Genomic DNA, 18,376 nt, shown 5'->3' with positions numbered 1-18,376 from the left:
GAAGAGCTGTAATCGAGGTCGTGGAAATTCAGGTGTTATCCGTCATGCGAACTGACCCGGGGCGGAGTTCACTGAGCCTGAAAAAGATATCGCTCTCCAGAAGATCGTGCCATAGCGCATGGGGAAAGGTTTCCCGGAGGAGCGTGATTTTACCCGTCTGACATGGCCCGAAGAGAAAAAGATCAACGTATTCGCTAACTCATCCCCCCTTCGTGACGATGAGCGGAACATTCATTCCCATTTTAGCGAAAATTCATTGTATAACTATAGAGGTGGCTAAATCTGACCGGATGCAACAGATTGAACGCCTTCTGCTGGATCACCCCGATGGCTTGTCCCGTTCGGAAATTGCCGGCCGGCTGGGAGTCCACCGCAGTACTATCGGCCGGGATGTCACGTCGCTAACGTCAATGCTTCCCCTGCAGGAATCCGATTCCGGCCGCCTGTTTCTGGACAAAAAGGGATATCTCACCACGATCAGATTGACAATGTTTGAACTGGAGGCCCTGCATCTGGCGGCTCGCCTCTTCGCGCGGGTCATGAAATTTCCCTTTCCACACGCTTCAGCGGCACTCCGCAAGCTGGCGGACGCCCAGGGTCGAGTCAGTATCCGTCTTGCTGACCGAATTCGGGAAACAGCAGAGGAGATCGAGCGCTTCCCCTCCGGCTCGGGACATCAACCGGGGGTGCGATACCGTGCCATCATGGAACAACTGGGTATCGCGATCACGGAATACCGACCGATAGAAGTAACGCACTATTCCCGGAATCACGGCGAGGATCGTATCTATCGACTCGTTCCGCTTACGCTGGAACCACACCATGAGGGACGTTCAGTTCACCTGCTGGCGTGGGACCTTGACTCCAACAACCAGACCGACGGCAAACCTGGCATCCCGCTGCACCACACATCGTCCGGCCGCTTCCGGACGCTCAAGATAGAACGTATCCGCAAGATAACCCTGCTGGAGCCGGACGAGGGCCTCCTGAAAGCGATCCCCGTGGAGAAGGTTCCCTCCCGGCTGATGCACGCATGGGGTATCTGGGCTGGGGATGCCCCACCCGTGCAGGTTGTCCTTCGCTTCGGACCGGCAGTCGCGGACCGCGTCGCGGAAACGCTGTGGCACGGCAGCCAGACATTGGAACCGCAGCAGGATGGCGGATTGATTTGGAGCGGTGCCGTAGCGGAACCGCGGGAGATGTATCCCTGGATCAGGGGTTGGGGTCCCGATGTTGAAGTAATCGAGCCCTCGTGGCTCCGGGAGGAGCATCGGCGGGATTTTGAGCGGGGATTGGGGGTTTACCGCGAGAGCAAGAGCAAGAGAGAAAAGGAAACGTTTGTGTAGCCTTTGACGTCACCGACCCACGTACCGGAGAAACATTCGCGATTTGTGTTGCCGCACCTGCAACACTGATACCGGAAAATACGGGTCATGACAATTGAGTATCGGCAACAAGAGAGTTTTACATGGAGATAACCTTAGACAAGCGGATAGACGATCCGTCATTCCTCGTCGGGCACAGTCGTAATGACGGTGCACTGCAGCCACTGGAGGAACACCTGCACGGTGTGGCCAAACAAGCCGGCATCTTCGCAGACCTTTTCGGTTGTCGCAACTGGGGTGTTGTTGCCGGTCTGCTTCACGACGACGGGAAGTGTCTCTCACAGTACCAGCGCAGAATCCGGGCCCTGATACGAGGAGAAAACGCACAGCGCGCGGATCATTCAACGCCGGGAGCCAAGTACGCAATCGAAAAAATCGTGCAACCGCCCGGTGCCGGCAAACTCCTGGCGTACTGCGTCGCGGGACACCATACGGGAATACCCGACGGCGCTTCCGGCGACGACGAGTCATGTTTGTCGCGTCGGCTTAACCGAAGTGAGCCGAGTCCGGGACTCCTCGCGGACGAACTGCCGGAGATAGAACCGGTTCCGTTCACCGGACCGAATCCTGACCAACGCAGACTCGGATTTCAGGCAGCGTTCTTTACCCGCATGGTTTTCTCATGCCTAGTGGATGCGGATTTTCTCGATACGGAAGCCTTCGTGGATCCGGACCGACACAATGCCCGCGGGACGTATCCTACGATCATTATGCTGAAAAAGAAACTCGATGAACACCTGATAAAGCTCGTCGGAAACGCTCCCGAGACAGTAGTAAACCGGCAGCGACAACAGATCCTGGCAGAGTGCCGGTGCGCTGCGCGGGAAGCTCCCGGATTACGTTCGCTTTCGGTACCTACCGGGGGAGGCAAGACATTGTCGTCACTCGCATTCGCCCTGGATCACGCTGTTCAGCATGACTTGCGCCGGGTAATTTACGTAATTCCCTATACGTCGATCATCGAACAGACAGCACAGATATTCCGGTCAGTTTTCGGCGACGAGGTAGTGCTGGAGCACCATTCCAACCTGGTGCCGGATCGCGATGATGTCGATGAAGACCGGGAAGAACGACGCCGTTTGGCGTGCGAGAACTGGGATCCCCCGATCATAGTAACGACCAACGTACAGTTCTTCGAGTCCTTCTTCTCCAACCGGTCATCCAGAACGAGGCGATTGCATAATGTGGCGCGCAGCGTGGTTATTCTGGATGAAGCTCAGATGTTGCCCGTGCCGTTTCTGAAACCAACAATAGAAGTGATTCGCGAATTATCCGAGACATACCGATCCACTATCGTTCTCTGCACGGCCACACAGCCTGCGTTAATCGCGAACGAGTCCTTCCAAGGAGGACTTCCACAGGTACGGGAAATAGTCAGCAACCCGGAAGAACTGGAACGAGTGTTCGATCGGGTGGATGCCACGATGATCGGTGAAGTACAGGATAAAGAACTTGCCAGCCGCCTCGCAACGGAAGAACAGGTTCTCTGCATCGTCAACACCCGCGGCCACGCACGCAAACTGGTGGAACTGCTCGATGCGGAAAGCGCCGATGTCTTCCACCTTTCCGCCCTGATGTGTCCGACCCACCGTCGAGCCGTTCTGGACGAAATACGTGATTGCCTGGCAGAGCGTAAACCATGCCGCGTTGTCAGCACCCAGCTGGTGGAGGCAGGCGTGGATCTGGATTTCCCCGTCGTTTACCGGGCACTTGCAGGTATCGATTCAATCGTGCAGGCGGCGGGGCGTTGTAATCGGGAGGGTAAACTGGCTGGTCGCGGAAAAGTTCATGTCTTTCGTCCTGAAGGTGGCTTACCAGCAGGATACTTCCGGCAGAACGCGCAAATCGCGGAACTCGTGCTCCGGGGGCGTGAGTCGAAAATTCTGCGATCCAGCACGGTGCGGGAGTTCTTCCGGGAACTCTACTGGATCAAAGATGAGAGTGGAGGCCTCGACAAGGAGCGAATCCTCGACGACTTCCGGACTGGTACTACTCGCGGTGATTTCCCCTTCAAGACTGTATCAGGGAAGTATCGCCTGATCGCTGACGAGCAGATCGGGATCATCGTACCAAACGATAAACATGCCCGCAATCTTTGCCGGGCGCTGGAAAAAACAGATTACCCCGGGGCGATCCTCCGTCGACTTCAGCCGTACACCGTCTCACTGAGACCACGTGCGGTGGCGACGCTATTACAGGCAGGATACGTACAGCGAATCAGGGAGGAGCAGTATGTAATGACCGACTTTGGCATGAAAGAAGCGTACGACGATCGTCTCGGACTTAATCCGACGGTACCGTCGTTTTACTTGGCGGAAAACCTAATTGTCATGGGGTAAGAAAGGAGGTGAAGGGATGGCATACGGTATAGCCCTCCGTGTCAGCGGACGGTATGCGTGCTTTACTCGTCCCGAAATGAAAGTGGAACGGGTGAGTTACGACGTAATGACACCATCTGCGGCGCGGGGAATCCTGGAGGCAATCTACTGGAAACCAGCGATCCGGTGGGTTGTCGAACGAATCCATGTACTCGCGCCAATCCGGTTTACCAACATCCGACGAAACGAGCTGGGTGTTTCCGGCTCGGCCGGGGTGAAGGTACCAATTGGCACGGTCCGGCGAGCGATGAGCGACGGAACATCACCAGTCGAGGTATTTATCGAGGAGGACCGACAGCAGCGGGCCTCCCTCGTTCTCAAAGACGTGGATTATGTAATCGAAGCATCGTTTCGTCTGACCGATCGAGCGAAGACTCCGGACGAGATGGGCGAGGTCGAGCATAGCGACGACAAACCCGCCAAACATCTGGAGATCTTCAGCCGTCGCGCAAAGCAGGGTCAGTGCTTTCACCAGCCGTACTTCGGGACGCGAGAGTTCCCCGTGGATTTCTCGTGGATCGATAAGGATGAAATACCACAAACACTGTTGACCGGCAGCGATGCGACCCGCGAACTGGGCTGGATGTTGCACGATATAGATTTTGAGAACGAGATGACGCCGCGGTTTTTCCGTGCTCGCCTGGATAACGGCGTCCTCCACGTCCCGCCGTTTGAAAGCGAGGAGGTGCTGTCATGATTTTGCAGGAGTTGTACTCGTACTACCAGCGTTTAAACGGCGACCCCGGATCAGGCATTGCGCCACCCGGATACTCGCCGCAGAATATCTCCTGGGCACTCGTTCTCGATAATGACGGAAATCTGGTTCAGATACAGGATATCCGTGATACAACCCGGAAGACGCCACGTCCCGTCTCAATGATGGTGCCTGAAGCAGTCGTAAAATCGGTGAACATCGCAGCAAACTTCCTGTGGGATAATACCGGATACGTGCTCGGCGCAGACGATAAGGGCAAACCTGAGCGAAGCCAGAAAACATTTGAGGCTTTCCGGGCATGGAACCACGAGATCGGTGACGGCATCGACGATGAAGGAATGCGAGCTACATTGCGCTTTCTCGACGCATGGGTCCCTGCACACGCACCGTCACTTGAAAGCTGGTTAGAGATCGTCGGCACGAACCTTGTCTTCCGACTGGTAGACGAGCAGCGCTACATTCACGAGCGGCCTCTCGTACGGGACACCTGGATAAACGCCTGGGCGTCCGGAGCAAACGATCGTGGCGATGGCGACGAACCGTTGCAGGAGCAGACCTGTCTGATCACCGGGAAAAGGGCGACGGTCGCGCGACTTCATAACAAGATCAAAGGTGTCCGGGACGCTCAGACAATGGGCGCGGCGATCGTATCGTTCAATCTGGATACATTTACGTCGTACGGGAAGGAGCAAAGCTACAACGCGCCAGTAGGAACGGACGCCGCCTTTGCCTACACCACCGCACTTAACCACCTGCTTCGCTTTGAGTCACGGCAGAAGATCCAGATCGGTGATGCGACCACAGTCTTCTGGGCGGAACGAACAACTCCCGTCGAGAATTTTCTTGGATTCGTGATGGATCCGCGTGAGACCAATCTGTCAGGAGCAGAAACGGCAGCATCTGTGGGAACCTATTTGCAGTCGATCCGAAGCGGCAAGCAGCCGGAAGATATCGACGAGTCGGTCCGCTTCCATATCCTCGGCCTCGCCCCAAATGCATCCCGTCTGGCGGTGCGATTCTGGCACTCCGGGACGGTAGCTGAGCTGGACAAAGTTCTGGGACAGCACTTCCGGGACTTGGAGATCGTCCGCGAATACGACAATGAGCTTGAATTTCCCGGGATCTGGCATCTGCTCATCGAGACGGCCCCACAGCACAAGAGTGAGAACATCAAACCGACCCTCGCGGGAGCAATGACCCGATCGGTCCTCACCGGTGCGGCTTACCCCTCATACATCCTCGCGGCGCTAATTGATCGGATAAGGGCGGATGGCGTAATCGGATACTATCGGGCGGCACTGATCAAAGCGGTGCTGACAAGAAACGCACGAATACAATCAAAACCGATGGAGGTGACAAAAGTGTTAAACGAGCATGCCACCAACGTGGCGTACCGCCTGGGACGGCTTTTTGCGGTACTGGAAAAAGCACAGGCGGAAGCGATCCCCGGAACAAATGCAACGATCAAGGATCGCTTCTACAGCGCCGCCTCGGCGACACCGGGAGTGGTTTTTTCTCAACTGCTCAGATTGAATCAACACCACCTGGCAAAGCTGGAGCAGGGACCAAAGGTGTTCAAAGAAAAACTTATTCAGGAAATAGTAGATGGGATCGATCGTTTTCCATCTCATCTCAGCCTTGAGGATCAGGGAATGTTTGCCTTGGGCTATTACCACCAGCGAAAAGCGTTCTTCACAAAATCGGAAAAAGTCGACATCACCACTGACGGTGAGTAAACACAAAACGCACTACAGAACCACGGAGGAACAAGAAGATGACGGAACTGAACAATCGCTACGAGTTTGTATATCTGTTTGACGTTGAGAACGGTAATCCCAACGGAGATCCTGACGCAGGCAACTTGCCTCGGGTTGATCCGGAAACCAATTACGGAATCGTGACCGACGTATGTCTTAAACGCAAGGTTCGCAACTATGTGGAAATAGTGAAGCAAGGAGCATCCCCGTACGAGATCTATATACGGGAAAAAGCGATCCTGGTCCACGCGCACGAGCGTGCTCACAAAGCGATCGGTGCCAGCAAGACCACTGACGGCAAACGCAAAGGCTCCGGCGAAGAGGTAGAAAAAGCGCGTGAGTGGATGTGCGCAAACTTCTTCGATGTTCGTACATTTGGCGCGGTGATGAGTCTGAAAGTGAACTGCGGGCAAGTGCGAGGCCCGGCCCAGATGAATTTCGCCCGCAGTATCGATCCGGTGATTCCCCGGGAGATATCGATTACTCGGATGGCTGTTGCTACGGAGCGGGAAGCGGAAAGTCAACAGGGCGATAACCGTACCATGGGTAAAAAGAATATCATTCCGTACGGCCTCTATCGTGCCGAGGGATACATCTCGGCTCACCTGGCGGGACAGACCGGATTCTCAGAGGAAGATCTGGCGCTCTTCTGGGAAGCTCTGATCAATATGTTCGAGCACGATCACGCTGCTGCCCGGGGCAAAATGGCCGCCCGGAAGCTCTTCGTCTTCAAACACGCCACCAAGCTCGGAAACGCTCCGGCACACAAACTGTTTGAGACAATCGAAGTCCGAAGGGCAAGTAGCGAGAACGGTCCCTCACGAGCGTTTTCCGATTACCAGATCGTTGTGCATCACGAAAAACTGCCGGATACTGTGCAGATGACGGAGATGCTGTAACAGTTAAAGGAGTTTCTCGCTGTGACGACTCTGCGGCGTTTTCCGGGAGAGTTTTCATCTATGCCGGCAACCGTTCGGTGGTATCTGGCCGATCTCGGTGAGTTCAAAGGCAGGCAGGAAATGCTTACTCGACGGGCGTCGCAGAAACTCCAGGCACTCTGGCAGCACGCTCTGGTGGAGAGCACCGTCTCTTCTAACCGGATAGAAGGCGTGGAAATTGATCAATCCCGGATCAACACGGTTGTTTTCGGGCCCCCGCATCTGCGTGATCGTGACGAGGAAGAGGTGCGGGAATACCGTCAGGCCTTGTCGCGGATTCACGACGACGGTGACGCGATCCCGATAACTGAGAAGACAGTGCTGGATCTGCATCGTCTCGTGCGGGGGGATACCTGGGATGCCGGTGCGTACAAGGAGTATGAACAACGGCTGTCCGACGTTGGAAACGGGCGAGGAAACAAGACGGAACTGATCCTGCAGGCGATCGCGAAAAAAAACCAATCGTTCAGCATTTCCGGGATCCGTGACAGATGTCTCGAGGTGAGCCTGGAGATGGTCCGGCGTATTCTGAAACGACTGCGTGACGACAAGCGAATCCAATCAACCGGACGGGGACACAACGCCCGCTGGAGGAAAACCGTCAACTGGTAAATGGGTACTAAAATGGGTGCTAAAAAGTGTTCACCGAAGACGAACTGATTCCGATCTCCGCGCTGCAGCATGCGATGTATTGCGAGCGGCAGGTTGCGCTCATACACATCGAGCAGCTCTGGCGGGAGAACCTCTACACGGCTGAAGGGCGCATTCTCCACGAACGTGTAGACAAGGAACACCATGAGTCCCGGCGTGCCCGGCGCGCCGAGTACGGTATGGCGGTTCGATCGCTGGAACACGGGCTGATCGGAAAAGCTGATCTTGTGGAGTTCGAGAAATCCGGAACCGGTAAGTACGCGATGATCCGCCCGGTTGAGTTCAAACGGGGAAAGACAAAACCTGCCGATGTGGACAACGTACAGCTTTGTGCCCAGGCCCTGTGTCTTGAAGAGATGTTCGGTACCGGTATTCCGGAAGGGCAGTTCTACTATCTGCAGGAACATCGTCGTTCCACCGTTGCCTTTGATCAGGAACTGCGGGACCGGACGCAGACCGTGATTCGGCTCGTGCAGCAGCTGTTCCTGTCCACGGAAACCCCACAAGCTGAGTACAGGAAACAGAAGTGTGACCGTTGCTCTCTCTATGAGCTCTGTATGCCCCGGGCTACATCAGGTGGAGGTAAACGCGTGTCCCGGTATGTAGCCAACCAACTTCGCCTGGGACTAAAGGAGGAAGAAACTTGAGAAAGCTGCTCAACACTCTCTACGTATCCACCCAAGGTAGCTACCTCCGCAAGGAGGGCGAAACCCTCGTGGTGGAACAGGCGACAAAGAAGGTTCTACAACTGCCAATACACGGTCTCGGCGGTCTGGTTTGCTTTGGCAACGTTCTCTGTTCGCCCTTTCTTCTGGGTTTCTGTGCCGAAAAGGATGTCAGTGTCTCTTTCCTGACGGAATACGGACGGTTTCTCGCCTCTGTACGGGGGCCGATAAGCGGAAATGTTCTCTTGCGCCGGGAACAGTACCGGAAAGCGGACGATCCGATGGCGACACGAGAGATAGCAGCAAATGTTGTATCGGCTAAGATTGCGAATAGCAGAGTCACCGTAAACCGCACCCTTCGTGACCATAAGGAAAAAGTGGATGGAACCGCGCTGAAAGCAGCATCTTCCAGGATGGCCGCTTTTTTTCGCCAGATCGATAAGGCGACAACAACCGACGAGATCCGCGGTATCGAAGGAATCGCCGCCGCACATTACTTTAGCGTATTCAATCATTTAATCATCGACCAGAAAGAGACGTTCGTATTCCGGGAACGTAACCGTCGCCCCCCGCTGGACGAAGTGAACGCCTTGCTCTCGTTCACATATACGCTACTTGCTCATGATGTCAGATCTGCTTTGGAAACCGTTGGCCTTGACCCGTCGGTGGGGTTTCTGCACCGGGACCGGCCGGGACGCCCAGGACTGGCGCTCGATCTGATGGAAGAGTTTCGACCGGTAATCGCGGATCGTCTCGTTCTTTCATTGATCAACCGGCGTCAGATCGGCAAGGCCGGGTTTAAGATCGCGGAAAACGGTGCTGTCGTAATGGACGATGATACGCGAAAGACGCTTCTGACCGAATACCAGACCAGAAAACAAAAAGAAGTGTTTCATCCGTACATCGATGAATCTATTCCCATCGGCCTACTGTTCTTTGTTCAGGCAAATCTACTCGCCCGGTATATTCGGGGCGATATCGACGGATATCCACCTTTTTTCTGGAGATAACGACATGATGGTGCTTGTCAGTTACGATGTAGCGGTGACCTCACCCGGCGGAGCTGCGAGATTGCGTAAAATTGCCAAGGAATGCCAGAACTACGGACAACGCGTGCAGTACTCCGTATTCGAGTGCATCCTTGACCCCGCCCAGTGGATGCGGCTAAAAAATAACCTCGAGAAGATCATAGACCGGGAACAGGACAGTCTCCGCTATTATCATCTCGGATCAAACTACAAACGCAAGGTCGAGCACATCGGCGCAAAACCGTCCCTGGACATGGAAGGACCGATGATAGTTTGACTGCTGAGGAGACATCGCGAACCGTAAAGGTTCAGGAACTCCCGGAGGTTTCGCGGAAGCCGTAATTCTTTTTGTAGCAATGATCTTTTACAGCATAGAGAAGGAAAAGCAGCCTCGCTCGTCGAGCGTGAACGACGTTCGCGAATCGGCGCTCTTAACTCACAGGCCAAAAAAGAGTTATAATTGGAAGGTCGCCCCCCGCGCGGGGGCGTGGATTGAAACATCGCCGCGTTGCCACAGGGTAAAAGGCCGGTCGGTCGCCCCCCGCGCGGGGGCGTGGATTGAAACTACTATTTTCCTCATTCCCCGCCTCCTGTCATGGGTCGCCCCCCGCGCGGGGGCGTGGATTGAAACAGCTTGAAAGAATATCGGCTCATCGCCCGCTCAGGTCGCCCCCCGCGCGGGGGCGTGGATTGAAACATCTCATCACTCACGACCAACCCCCTTTGCTCTCGTCGCCCCCCGCGCGGGGGCGTGGATTGAAACAAATTTTCCCGCTGGCTTTCTCGGATTTTCCGAGGTCGCCCCCCGCGCGGGGGCGTGGATTGAAACGCTGGATGGGTCAGGTCAGTGGGTATCAAGGGACGTCGCCCCCCGCGCGGGGGCGTGGATTGAAACTAGTTTCACAAGCACCCACCGGCCAGTCATCAGGGTCGCCCCCCGCGCGGGGGCGTGGATTGAAACACCATCGCGCCCAGAAGCGTGAGGTAGACGCCGAGTCGCCCCCCGCGCGGGGGCGTGGATTGAAACATGAAGGCCGATATAAAGGCAATGATGGAGTGTGGTCGCCCCCCGCGCGGGGGCGTGGATTGAAACCATAGCTCAATGTGCGCCCTGCTCGCCACGGGACGTCGCCCCCCGCGCGGGGGCGTGGATTGAAACCATAGCTCAATGTGCGCCCTGCTCGCCACGGGACGTCGCCCCCCGCGCGGGGGCGTGGATTGAAACCTTGATTTTTGCCGGTATACTGACCGGCGGCAGGTCGCCCCCCGCGCGGGGGCGTGGATTGAAACACAAAAATAGCTTCTCTATCCTGGGAGAAATGCCGTCGCCCCCCGCGCGGGGGCGTGGATTGAAACCAAACCCCGCCAGCCGGATATGCAAGTCCTTTGGTCGCCCCCCGCGCGGGGGCGTGGATTGAAACGGCGTCCCTGAGCTCAGCAAAAAAACCATCCAGGTCGCCCCCCGCGCGGGGGCGTGGATTGAAACAGCGAGGTCGAGCCGTTTGCCGGAGCGATCTACCGTCGCCCCCCGCGCGGGGGCGTGGATTGAAACGTGATAAGGCTCACACGCCCCAGGGAACGAACACGTCGCCCCCCGCGCGGGGGCGTGGATTGAAACCAGAGAACCGGGTGTCGTGCGCGGTGCCTCATCGGTCGCCCCCCGCGCGGGGGCGTGGATTGAAACAGAAGAATCGCACAGGAAGAGGCTACGCGAGAACGTCGCCCCCCGCGCGGGGGCGTGGATTGAAACTGATTGAGGAGGGTCTGGCTTGGTGGTGGGTTCGGTCGCCCCCCGCGCGGGGGCGTGGATTGAAACAGGTATCCGAGTTTGCAAAGCTGGAAGGACGCTAGTCGCCCCTGTTGAGGCCCGCACTAATTGTTTATGAATCAGGGAATATAACCGAAATACTGTAGTTGAGACTTGAAAGAAAGGGGAAAGGAAACCGGGCTCATAGGTTAGCGGCCTACCCGATTTCCCCCACCAACTACAGTTATACTAATCGACCGTTCCGTATTTGACTACAGCCTCAGCTGGATAGAAATCTTCTGGAGATCAATTCTCAGGGAAGAAGGCTGTCCGCACTGCAGAAAGCTCGGCTGCTTCACCCGTCACGGAGCGTACAAGAAATACCATTACAGTCGGTTAGTCCCGATCCTGCGAGTCCGCTGTCGGGCGTATCGGAAAACTCTGATCGTTGACAAAGGCGAGTTTGGTGGTGGCGCATGCGATGATATGATTTTTTTACGTAACCGTAACATTATCCCCACCTGTTAATACCGGGTGCTTCTGGAGAGAATGTCTCTCCAGGAGGCAAACCCATGAAAGCACCACCAGAGCATCGAGAACGGTGGCAGAAAATCTGCCGAGACTTTCGTGACAGCGGCATGAGCCAACGGGCATACTGCAGGGCACAGGGAATATCGGCGAGTTCCATCCTAATTTCCCGGAAAAATTATACCTGCACCGGCGGGACGATGCCAAAGGCCTGATAGATTTCCGCTGTCGCTTGGTGACCGGAAACAGGATCCGGTGGAACCCTTTCTCCACCACGCCCTTGTCCCGGTAGATCCGGATTGCCTCGGTGGTAGCGCCAGAAGGAACTGAAGGCGCCGTCGCAACAGCAGAATAAAAACTCCCCTGAATCCAGCGACAGAACCCGATGTTTACAGATAAATTGCAATACCTCACCATGCCGATTATATTTAGACAAGGAGCGGTCAGATGAAGCGATCAATACTACTGGCAGGAATACTGGGAACCCTCCTGGGAACCCTGCCCCTTCAAAGCCTGGAAACAGGCACCTCCATCGGCCTGGGAGTCGTCTCCTTCTCCGAGGAAAAAACAGGGGAGACTATCTCCTATCAACTCCTGGCCCTGCGGCCACACCTGACGGCAGGGAAATTCAGCCTGGGCCTCAACCTGGAAATTCACTACCGCTTTACCGGTGGCGACGGCCAGGACTTCGAGATCCGCGAAGAAGACTGGAACCCCCGGGGGGAGATGAATGTCCTGGAACTCTACCTCCCCAAAATCGATTACCTGCGCTACGGCCAAAAAGGTGATTCTCTCTTCCTCAGCCTGGGGTCCTTCTCCGACGCCACCCTGGGGAACGGATTCATCATGGAATCCTACTCCAACCAGCTCTTTCGGCCTGAGCGCCCCCTCTTTGGCGCTCTCTTCGATCTTGATGCCCTGGCGGTGGGACTCCCCTACGGGGGAATCGAGACGGTGGTGGCGAATACCGCAGCCTGGGACGTGATCGCCGGGCGGCTTTTCATCCGCCCCCTGGGAGGGATGAATCTTCCCCTGCTCTCCCGCCTTCAGGTGGGCGGAACCCTGGCGGTGGACCGCGATCCCTACTACCATGTGCAGAAACAGGAGTCGCCCCAAAACCCCTTCGCCGACAAATCCACACCGGACCCGGTGATCATCTGGGGTGTGGATACCCGCATTCCCCTGGTGGAGGCGGAGCGGCTCCGTCTGGCCGTCTTCGGCGATGTAGTGAACCAGGATGACCGCCTGGGGGGAATGGTCGGCACAGGCGGGGTTCTCCGGGCCGGTCCCCTGGGAATCCTCTACGGCGGGCAGTTACGCCTCTACGAAGACAACTTTATTCCCACCTACTTCGACAGCAGCTACGACCGCCGCAGGGTTGAACGCTTTCGGGTATACGACGGCGACCGGGACGTGAAGGGAACCCTGGGCTGGCTCGCCCGCCTGGGATTTTCCTCTGCCCAGGAAGGCCTGCGTTTCGTGACCACCATGAGCGGGCCCTTCGAGGACGGAACAGGGGTCGGCCCCGATCTCCAGAGCACTCTGACCATCGCCGAGGGAGCCTTTCCGGGGTTTCCCGGCTTGAGTTTCTCCGGCACCTACCAGACCTTCGACCTGGCCAAACCAGCCGACATCCTGGAGGCAGAGGACACCCTTCTGGGCATCCGTCTGAACATCCGGTCCGGCCCGGTGGTCATCTCCCTGGTGACCGATCTGCGCCACGATCCTCTGGCCGAGGGAGACCCCTGGACGATTACCTCGGGGCTGGAGACAACCATTGCATTTTAGGATCTTCGCCGATCAGCGGGGACAGGAGGCATCATGAAGCGTGGTTACAAGGTTATTCTTCTCCTTCTGGCGGGGCTGCTGGCCCCCTCGGCAGGTATTTTCCTTTTGCCGGGAAATTCCCTGGTCTGGGCCCAGGAAGGATCCGTGGCAATTCTGGAGTACGCCGACGATCTTCATGAACTGGAGGTGATCGATTCCGACGGTTTCACGGTCGACCTCTTTCTGGGCATCGCCCTCTCGCCGGGGGATCGCATGACCACGGGCTACAGCGGGGCGGAACTGCGCCTGGATCCTGCGGGGAGCCTCCTGCGGATCGCGCCCCATACATCCTTCGAGATCAACACCTTCCAGGGCCACCAAGGGGCGTCAACCACCAGGAGCACCCTCCGGAGGGGGGCTGCGCGACTTGTGGTTGCCCCTACGAGGGACCGTAGTGCCCGCTACACCATGGATATCCCCGGCGCTGTCCTGGGTGTTCGGGGGACGGATTTTGGAGTTTCCCTGCGGCCCCGGACTGCCGGGGATTTGGATGATGCAGAACCAGAGGACCCGGAGCCGGGAGACCTGGAACAGGAACCGCCGGGACCGGAACCCCCGGGACAGGAACCGCCGGGACAGGAACCGCCGGGACAGGAAAAAGATGTCGCCCGGGAAGAATTTTCTCCGGCCCCGCCGCCGACCGAAGAAGACCTGATTCTGGAAGAGATTTTCGTCTTCTCGGGACAGATAATTGTCACCGAGCGGGATCAGGAGCGAGAAATCTACCTGGCCGCCCGACAGGGAATCACCCTGGGAGAGGAACCCTTTCTGCCCCAAGCCTGGAGCGATGAACGGATCGGGGACTTTCAGGAGGGACTTCGCTTTGAGTTCCTCGACCCGTCGAGCCTTCTCTCGAGACGGGTCGAGGAAGAAGCGGCCGATCAGGAAGAGCCCCGGGACCGCGATCCGGATCTCACCGCCACCGTGGCGGTTCCCCTGGAACGCCCCCGGGAGACAGCCCCCGATCCAGAAGATCCGGCCCCTCCGGGAACCCTTGAGCGCGGTCTGGGACGACTGGTCCAGGCCACGGGAATGCAGATGGGAGCCGTCACGATCAACCGGGAAACCTACGGGCAGGTGGTGTTTCAGCCCCGAATCACCACAAACCGCCTGGATGCAGCGTTCTACCTTCCTGTTACCTACCGGGAAAACATCTTTGACCCCGACGACTGGTACCAGCCCGAGGGAAACAACGAGTGGTCCTTCGGAACCGACCAGGACTGGTCCGACGACCCCGCCGGAGCCCTTCACGATCTGGTCACCGACTTGGCCCTGAAGGTTCAGTATTTCCGCTACGGCCGCGAGGGAGACCCCTTCCAGCTCCACCTGGGAAACCTGAACTCCTTTACCATCGGCCAGGGATTGCTCATGCGAGACTACGCCAACGACCTGGAATTTCCAGCTACCCGCCGCCTGGGTGTCTTTCTCGCCATAGACCGCCCCGAGTGGGGGTTTCAGGCGATGGTGAACGATGCGGCAGACCCGGGAATATATGGAGGCCGTCTTTTCGCCCGCCCCGCAGCTCCGGTGAATCCTGCCGAGGTGGGGTTTAGTGTTGTCACCGACAGACGCCCCGCCACGGCCCTCCCCCAGGAACCCTCGGGAGCCCAGGAAGCGGCCGATCAGGGCGATCCCCTCTTCACTGCCCTGGCCATGGATGTGGCGATCCCCTTCATCCGGCGGGAAACATCGTCGCTCATAGGCTACACCGAGGCGGGCTTTCTGGTTCCCTTTGTACGAAACTCCACAGACCTGGAAGGACAATCGATCTCTTCGGGCGTCAAAACCAACGCGCTGGTGGATTTTGACTCCGGTCGCCCCCGAAACTTCGGCTGGACCACGGGAATCCGGGGCTGGACATCGTCCCTGCGCTACCGCCTGGAGTACCAGTACTATAACGGAGCCTTCCGGCCGGGCTTCTACGGCCCCACCTACGACCGCCTCCGGGGAAGCTACGCCGCCGAAACCCTGGCCTATCTGGCAGACCCCGATGCAAAGGAATATCGCGACCAATCCATGGCGGTAGCAGGAGAAGCAGAGATCACCTTCTTCGAGATCCTGCATCTGGGAGCAGGCTACCGGTGGCCCTGGGAGATCTCTTCGTCAGGACACTGGGAAGCCCTCTCGGAGGACGAGTTTCTGCTCCGCCTCACCCTTACCGAGGGAGTTCTTCCTCTGGGCATCGGGATGGGCGCCGAGTACCGGCGACGCTACTTTGCTGCAGCCCTGGGAGAATGGGGCGGCTACGATCAGTCGGACCTCCTCGACGAACATACTACGCTGGCAGGCCATATCACCTATCCTGTCAGCGATCTGGTGAAGATCACGGCCCGGGTATCGACAACGCTGGAACGGGACAAGGACGGAGAGATCATCTATGACTCCGATGGAAGGCCCAAGATGACCCCCATGGTTGTCATTCAGACCGAGATCGGGTTTTAGTAGGGGAATGGAACCACAGGAGCACCAGGAACCACAGGAGCACCAGGAACCACAGGAGCACCAGAAACACCAGGAGCAGCGGACGGGGATCGCCCTTCTTCCGCCGGAGGTTTCCCGGCGGATCGCTGCAGGAGAGGTGATCGAAAAACCCGCCTCGGTGGTAAGAGAGCTTCTCGACAACGCCCTCGACGCAGGATCATCGTCCATCGATATTTCCTGGGAGAACGGCGGGAGCGATCTGATCAGGGTCCGCGACGACGGGGCCGGCATGAGCCGGGAGGACCTCCTCCTCTGCTGGCAGACCCATGCCACCAGCAAAATCCGGTCGCTGGAAGACCTGGAACGGGCCACTTCCCTGGGATTTCGCGGAGAAGCCCTGGCGAGCATCGCCGCTGTGAGCGACCTCACCATCGAAAGCACCATGAAAGGCCAGTCCTCGGGTCACCGGGCCGAAATCCGCGACGCCGAGCTGCAGCGCCTTCAACCAGCCCCTCCCAGACCGGGCACGGCGATTACCGTGGCAAGACTCTTCGCAAACATGCCGGCCCGGAAACGTTTCCTCTCCAGGGCCCAAAACGAGAGCCAGGCGATCAGGGAGACGATCCTGGAGAAGGCCTTTCCCTTTCCCGAAGTGCGGTTCTCTTTCCCTGCGGCAGGGGGCCGTCAGGAAGTACTGCCGGAGCAAACCCTGCTGGAGCGGGCCGGCCAGATATTTTCCAGAATCTGCCCCCCCCAGAGCCTTACCCAACTACAGGGCAGCGGCGAAGGCTTCTCCTGCACCGTTATCGCGGCTCATCCCGAGGTTATCCGGAGAAACCGCAAGGCGATCCACATCTACATCAATAACCGTCGCGTCACGGAGTTCAAGTTTGTCCAGGCCGTGGAGTACGCCTACCAGGACGTCCAGCACGGCGGCGTCTTTCCTGTGGCAGCGGTGTTCCTCACGGTCAATCCCGAGCTGACCGATTTCAATATCCACCCTGCCAAGCGTGAAGTCCGGCTGCGCAGAGCCGCCGAGATCCACCACCGCCTGGTGGATCTCCTCCGCAGCCATCTTCGGGCCTTTGCTCTCCGGGCAGCCCAATGGGAAACCCGGCGGGAATCCCCGGAGGAGTCCTCCCGGAGCGAAGCGGCCGAATCCCAGCCCCTCTTTCCCCGGGGGCCCTCCAATCAGCCTCCTCCGGAAGGACGGTCCGGCAGTCCCTTCACCGAGCCTGGGGGGAGAGAGCCCTCCCCGAGCAGATCTTTTCCAGGCCGGCCACCCGCCAACAGAACCCCGGCCTTCGGGGGGCCCTCCCGGAGAGAACCCTTCCAGCATACCCTCCAGGCCGTTCCCTCCCGATCCACCGGACCGTTGCCCGAAAACCCGAAGCACCTGGACGATGAGAGAGGTTCCCCGCCCGGGAGAGAGGAAGAACTGCTCTTTCACGGGACAGTCTTTGGCACCTTTAATCTGGTGGAACGGGGAGAGGAACTATACATGATCGATCAGCACGCCGCCCACGAGCGGCTTCTCTATGATCGTCTCGCGTCGGACCGGATACCCCAGAAACTCCTCATTCCCGAAGAGTTCGAGACGACACCCGATCAGGATCAGCTTCTGGAAAACCATCAGGAAGAATACCGGTCCCTGGGGATCATCTTGGAAAAGGATGGCCCACAGCGATGGCGCATCACGGCCCTGCCCGGTGAATACCGGCTCTGCCGGGAAACCCTGATTGAGACGGTTCTGGAACTGGGGGGAATTCAGGAGATGTTCGACCGGGAGTTTCTCGCCCGGATCGCCTGCAAGGCAGCGATAAAAGCGGGCGACTACCTGGATAGCATTACGGGAGAGGAGCTGGCACGCCGCGTTCTGAAGCTGGAAGAGCCCCGATGCCCCCACGGACGTCCTCTGTGGATCACCGTGAATCGGGCGCAACTGGAAGAGCAAATCGGTCGCCGGTAGCACGGGCCTTCCCGGAGTTTTAAAGAAAAAACTTTACCATAACAGTAAGCTTTAGTACATTTTTCCCATGAAAACAGCAACGCTTTCCCTCTCGGGGGCTACCTGCACATCCTGCTCGATCGGAATTGTTCATATGGCGCGCAGGCTTCCCGGAGTTGACACAGCCCGGGTTGACCGGGCCACCGGCACACTTCATCTGGACTTTGACGGAAACCCCCAAACGATCAGCAAAATACGGGGCTTTGTCCAGGCCATCGGCTACGATATCACCCTGGATAGCACATCCCCTCCCGGGATCAATCCCGATAGCCTCGATCCCGACAGCCCCGACAGCCCCGACTCCGAGGGCCTTGATCGATAGCCCCGA

General features: G+C 57.7%; 14 protein-coding genes and 1 CRISPR repeat array. All 14 genes read left to right on the top strand.

Annotation, left to right across the window (positions count from 1 at the left end; translation table 11 throughout):
• The first annotated feature begins 290 nt into the window (after positions 1-290).
• The 14 genes from BW950_RS01030 (at position 291) to BW950_RS00970 (ending at position 18,370) form a co-directional block, all read left to right on the top strand.
• A complete protein-coding gene (locus BW950_RS01030) occupies positions 291-1,346 on the top strand; it encodes a helix-turn-helix transcriptional regulator (protein ID WP_200796773.1) in 1,056 nt (351 codons plus the stop codon).
• A gap of 122 nt (positions 1,347-1,468) precedes the next feature.
• A complete protein-coding gene (locus BW950_RS01025) occupies positions 1,469-3,724 on the top strand; it encodes a CRISPR-associated helicase/endonuclease Cas3 (RefSeq protein ID WP_083943622.1) in 2,256 nt (751 codons plus the stop codon).
• A gap of 16 nt (positions 3,725-3,740) precedes the next feature.
• Entirely contained in the window at positions 3,741-4,460 is a 720-nt protein-coding gene (cas5c, locus tag BW950_RS01020) for a type I-C CRISPR-associated protein Cas5c (protein ID WP_076487429.1), read from the top strand.
• Positions 4,457-6,214: a type I-C CRISPR-associated protein Cas8c/Csd1 gene (gene cas8c, locus BW950_RS01015; RefSeq protein ID WP_076487428.1), complete on the top strand. Its 1,758-nt coding sequence runs from the start codon at positions 4,457-4,459 to the stop codon at positions 6,212-6,214. The genes cas5c and cas8c overlap by 4 nt, the downstream gene beginning before the upstream one ends.
• 38 nt (positions 6,215-6,252) lie before the next feature.
• Positions 6,253-7,134: a type I-C CRISPR-associated protein Cas7/Csd2 gene (gene cas7c / locus BW950_RS01010; RefSeq protein ID WP_076487427.1), complete on the top strand. Its 882-nt coding sequence runs from the start codon at positions 6,253-6,255 to the stop codon at positions 7,132-7,134.
• A 60-nt stretch (positions 7,135-7,194) separates the two neighbouring features.
• Positions 7,195-7,785 (top strand): Fic family protein, encoded by a 591-nt coding sequence (locus BW950_RS01005; protein ID WP_200796772.1) that lies wholly within the window; start codon positions 7,195-7,197, stop codon positions 7,783-7,785.
• Positions 7,786-7,811: 26 nt separating this feature from the next.
• Positions 7,812-8,471, top strand: a complete 660-nt coding sequence (gene cas4 / locus BW950_RS01000) for a CRISPR-associated protein Cas4 (protein WP_076487425.1) — start codon at positions 7,812-7,814, stop codon at positions 8,469-8,471.
• Positions 8,468-9,499: a type I-C CRISPR-associated endonuclease Cas1c gene (cas1c, locus tag BW950_RS00995; RefSeq protein WP_076487424.1), complete on the top strand. Its 1,032-nt coding sequence runs from the start codon at positions 8,468-8,470 to the stop codon at positions 9,497-9,499. The genes cas4 and cas1c overlap by 4 nt, the downstream gene beginning before the upstream one ends.
• Before the next feature lie 4 nt (positions 9,500-9,503).
• Entirely contained in the window at positions 9,504-9,794 is a 291-nt protein-coding gene (gene cas2, locus BW950_RS00990) for a CRISPR-associated endonuclease Cas2 (protein ID WP_076487423.1), read from the top strand.
• A 190-nt stretch (positions 9,795-9,984) separates the two neighbouring features.
• Positions 9,985-11,333: a CRISPR direct-repeat array (repeat unit 32 nt; unit sequence GTCGCCCCCCGCGCGGGGGCGTGGATTGAAAC).
• A 503-nt stretch (positions 11,334-11,836) separates the two neighbouring features.
• The gene (tnpA, locus tag BW950_RS15630; protein WP_438938424.1) at positions 11,837-12,007 is read left to right on the top strand and encodes an IS66 family insertion sequence element accessory protein TnpA; all 171 of its coding nucleotides are present in this window, start codon (positions 11,837-11,839) and stop codon (positions 12,005-12,007) included.
• Between the two features lie 232 nt (positions 12,008-12,239).
• Entirely contained in the window at positions 12,240-13,580 is a 1,341-nt protein-coding gene (locus tag BW950_RS00985) for a hypothetical protein (protein WP_076487422.1), read from the top strand.
• 33 nt (positions 13,581-13,613) lie between these two features.
• Entirely contained in the window at positions 13,614-16,061 is a 2,448-nt protein-coding gene (locus tag BW950_RS00980; RefSeq protein ID WP_076487421.1) for a FecR domain-containing protein, read from the top strand.
• A gap of 7 nt (positions 16,062-16,068) precedes the next feature.
• Complete coding sequence (gene mutL / locus BW950_RS00975; protein WP_076487420.1) at positions 16,069-18,009, top strand: DNA mismatch repair endonuclease MutL; 1,941 nt, start codon at positions 16,069-16,071, stop codon at positions 18,007-18,009.
• 67 nt (positions 18,010-18,076) lie between these two features.
• Positions 18,077-18,370 carry a heavy-metal-associated domain-containing protein gene (locus BW950_RS00970; protein WP_076487419.1) on the top strand — a complete coding sequence of 98 codons (294 nt, stop codon included), beginning with the start codon at positions 18,077-18,079 and terminating at the stop codon, positions 18,368-18,370.
• Positions 18,371-18,376: the final 6 nt, after the last annotated feature.

It is taken from the genome of Alkalispirochaeta americana (assembly GCF_900156105.1).
Taxonomy (GTDB): Bacteria; Spirochaetota; Spirochaetia; order DSM-27196; family Alkalispirochaetaceae; genus Alkalispirochaeta; species Alkalispirochaeta americana.
This window is presented reverse-complemented; position numbering and strand designations above follow the sequence as displayed.